The organism is Mesorhizobium sp. M7A.F.Ca.CA.004.06.1.1 (genome assembly GCF_003999135.1).
Taxonomy (GTDB): Bacteria; Pseudomonadota; Alphaproteobacteria; order Rhizobiales; family Rhizobiaceae; genus Mesorhizobium.
Window position 1 is genome coordinate 1 of sequence record NZ_RZPQ01000706.1, and the last position, 3,093, is coordinate 3,093.

The following is a 3,093-nucleotide window of genomic DNA, read 5'->3' on the forward strand; positions in this document are numbered from 1 at the left end:
GGCCGAAGCCGCCTTCCGGCGCATCATCGAGATCAACGTCATCGGCACGGCGCTTGTCACCGCGCGCGCCTTGCCGCGCATGCAGGCCGGCGCTTCGATCATCAACACCGCATCGATCTGGGGCCGCGTCGCCGAAGCGCGGTTCGGCGCCTATGTCGCCTCCAAGCACGCCATCATCGGCCTGACGAAAACCTGGGCCAAGGAACTTGGATCGAAAGGCATCCGCGTCAATGCGGTCTGTCCGGGATGGGTCCGCACGGAAGCATCGATGCGCTCGCTTGGCCGGATGGCCGAGCAAGGCGCCGTCAGTGAAGCAGCACTGCTCGAAGACATCGTTGGCGCGCAAGCCCTGCCCGGCCTGATGGAGCCGGCCGACATGGCCGGCACCTATCTGTTCCTGGCGTCGGATCTCGCGGCCAACATCACCGGGCAGTCGCTCGGCGTCGACAGGGGAGAAGTGCCTTGGTAACCCCGCTGCACGGAAAACGCGCGCTGGTCACCGGTGCGGCCAGCGGCATCGGTCGCGCGACCGCGCTCGCCTTGCGGGACGCCGGAGCCATTGTTCTCGGCTTCGATCTCAAGGCATCCGACGGCGATATCCCGATCCTTGCCTGCGACCTTGCCAATGAGGCCGACATCATTGCCGCGGTCAGGCAAGGCGCGCAACGGATCGGCGGCTACGACATTCTGGTCAACAATGCCGGCATCCTCCATGAAGCACCGCTTGAGGCGATTTCGCTCGACCATGTCGACCGCATGTTCGCCGTCAATGTGCGCGGCGCCATCATCGTGGCACGGGAAGTCCTGCCGCACCTTCCCGATGGCGGCCGCATCGTCAACATCGCCTCCGAGCTCGCCTATCTCGGCCGGTCGAACGCCTCGGTCTATTGCGCGACCAAGGCGGCATTGCTCGGCCTGACCCGCTCCTGGGCGCGAGAGCTTGCCCCTCGCATCCTGGTCAACGCCGTGGCGCCGGGGCCGACCGACACGCCGCTTCTCGGTTTCGAGGCGCTGAGCGAGAGCCAGCGCGCGCAGGAAACGACACACCCGCTGGGGCGGATCGGCCGCCCGGATGAAATCGCTTCCGCGGTGGTCTTCCTTGCCGGCCCCGGCGCCACCTTCTTCACCGGACAATGCCTGGGCGCCAATGGTGGCGCGGCGATGCTTTGAAACGAGATGATCATGAAAGACCGAGTTTTCCTCGCTGAACTGCCATGGCCCGAAGCCGAGAAGAGGATCGCCGCCGGCGCTCCTATCTTCCTGCCGCTCGGCTCGACCGAGCAGCATGGCCACCACATGGCGATGAATGTCGATGTCGTGCTTCCCACCGCCATCGCCGAGACGGTCGCGAAGCAGGTCGGCGGCCTCGTCGCGCCGACCATCGCTTACGGCAACCGCTCGCAGCCGAGAACAGGCGGCGGCCCGGCCTTCCCCGGCACGATCAACATCACGGCGCATACGTTTTCGCTGCTGGTCAAGGATGTGATCTGCGATCTCTATCGCCAGAAGGTCCGGCGTATCGTTGTCCTCAACGGCCACTACGAGAACATCGGCCCGTCAATCGAGGGCATCGAACTGGCGCTCGACACCATCGGCCGCGAGCGTGCGGCGGATCTGACGATCCTGCGCATCGATCATTGGGAAATGGTGCGCACAGAGACGCTGGCGAAAGTGTTCCCCGATGGTTATCCCGGCATCGAGCTGGAACATGCGAGCGTCATCGAAACCTCGATGATGCTGGCGCTGCGTCCCGAGCTCGTCGACCTCGGCAAGGCACTGCATGACGGCCCGGCGCAGTTCAGGCCATATGATCGCTATCCCAAGCCAGCCGAGGAAGTGCCGCCATCCGGCGTGCTGTCGCTGACCGAGGGCTCATCGGCGGAAAAGGGCCGATGGTTGCTCGACGACTGCGAGACCCGCATTGCGGAAATCGTCAAACGCGAATTCTTCTGAGGTGCCGACACCATGAGCAGCAATTTCTTCCAGCCGATCGACGCCTCCGCCGTGCCTCGCTTCGCCGGACTTTCGACCTTCATGAGACTGCCGGCCGTGGCAAGCGCGGAGGGGCTCGACATCGCGCTCGTCGGCATACCGTGGGATGGTGGCACCACCAATCGCGCCGGCGCACGGCACGGCCCGCGCGAGATCCGCAACCAGTCGAGCCTGATGCGGCGCGCCCATCACGTCTCGGGGACCGAGCCGTTCAGCATCGCCAACGTCGCCGATGTCGGCGATCTCTCGGTCAATCCGATCAACCTGCTGGACGGGCTGAAGCGCATCGAGGACGGCATCGCGGCGATCGTGGCAGTGGGCGCCATTCCGCTTGCAGCGGGCGGCGATCATCTGACGACGTTGCCGGTGCTGCGCGCCGTGGCCCGCAAGGCGCCCGTCGGCATGATCCATTTCGACGCGCATTCGGACACCAATGACCGCTATTTCGGCGACAATCCCTATACACGTGGCACGCCGTTCCGCCGCGCCATCGAAGAGGGGCTGCTCGATCCCAAGCGCGTCGTCCAGATCGGCATCCGCGGCTCGATCTATGAACCCGGCGAACATGACTGGGCGGTCGCCCAGGGCATCCGTATCATCTACATGGAGGAGTTCGTCAGGCGAGGCGCGGCCAGCGTCGTGGAAGAGGCGCGCGGCATCGTCGGAAACAATCCTGTTTATGTCACCTTCGACATAGACTGCATCGACCCATCGATGGCGCCTGGGACCGGAACGCCTGAACTTGGCGGCTTCACCACCCGCGAGGCCCAGGAAATGGTCCGCTTGCTCGATGGATTGAACATTGTAGGCGCCGACGTCGTGGAGGTGGCGCCGCCTTTCGACCTGGGTGGAATGACGGCGCTCGCCGGCGCGACGATGATGTTCGAGCTGCTGTGCGTGATGGCGAAGTCGGTTCAAGCAGCGAGAGCGCCAGACTGAGCGCAAGCGTCAAAGCCGCCTGACGCGTCGCCGTCCGCTCAAAGCGGATTCTCGGCATAGAACTCCAGCACGCGCTGCTTGAAGGTCTTGTCCCCGACGGCCAGCATATGGTCCCGGCCCTCGATGTGAAAGGCGCTGGCGTTCGGCATCAACGCTGCAAGC

4 protein-coding genes and 1 pseudogene are annotated in these 3,093 nt (G+C 64.8%); 4 read left to right on the plus strand and 1 reads right to left on the minus strand.

Going from position 1 to position 3,093, the window contains the following annotated elements; all coding sequences use genetic code 11:
* The 4 genes from EN906_RS28745 to speB all read left to right on the plus strand — a co-directional run.
* A partial coding sequence (locus EN906_RS28745) for an SDR family oxidoreductase (RefSeq protein ID WP_127375546.1) occupies window positions 1-469 on the plus strand: 469 nt, incomplete at its 5' end.
* Window positions 463-1,170 carry an SDR family oxidoreductase gene (locus EN906_RS28750; RefSeq protein ID WP_127271827.1) on the plus strand — a complete coding sequence of 236 codons (708 nt, stop codon included), beginning with the start codon at window positions 463-465 and terminating at the stop codon, window positions 1,168-1,170. The genes EN906_RS28745 and EN906_RS28750, both read left to right, overlap by 7 nt.
* A gap of 12 nt (window positions 1,171-1,182) precedes the next feature.
* On the plus strand, window positions 1,183-1,953 hold the full coding sequence (locus tag EN906_RS28755; RefSeq protein WP_127271829.1) for a creatininase: 771 nt from the start codon (window positions 1,183-1,185) through the stop codon (window positions 1,951-1,953).
* Window positions 1,954-1,965: 12 nt separating this feature from the next.
* Window positions 1,966-2,931: an agmatinase gene (gene speB / locus EN906_RS28760; RefSeq protein WP_127375547.1), complete on the plus strand. Its 966-nt coding sequence runs from the start codon at window positions 1,966-1,968 to the stop codon at window positions 2,929-2,931.
* Between the two features lie 38 nt (window positions 2,932-2,969).
* Here the strand turns inward: speB and EN906_RS38540 are convergent.
* Window positions 2,970-3,093 (minus strand): annotated as a pseudogene (locus EN906_RS38540) (alpha/beta hydrolase); the annotation flags it as partial.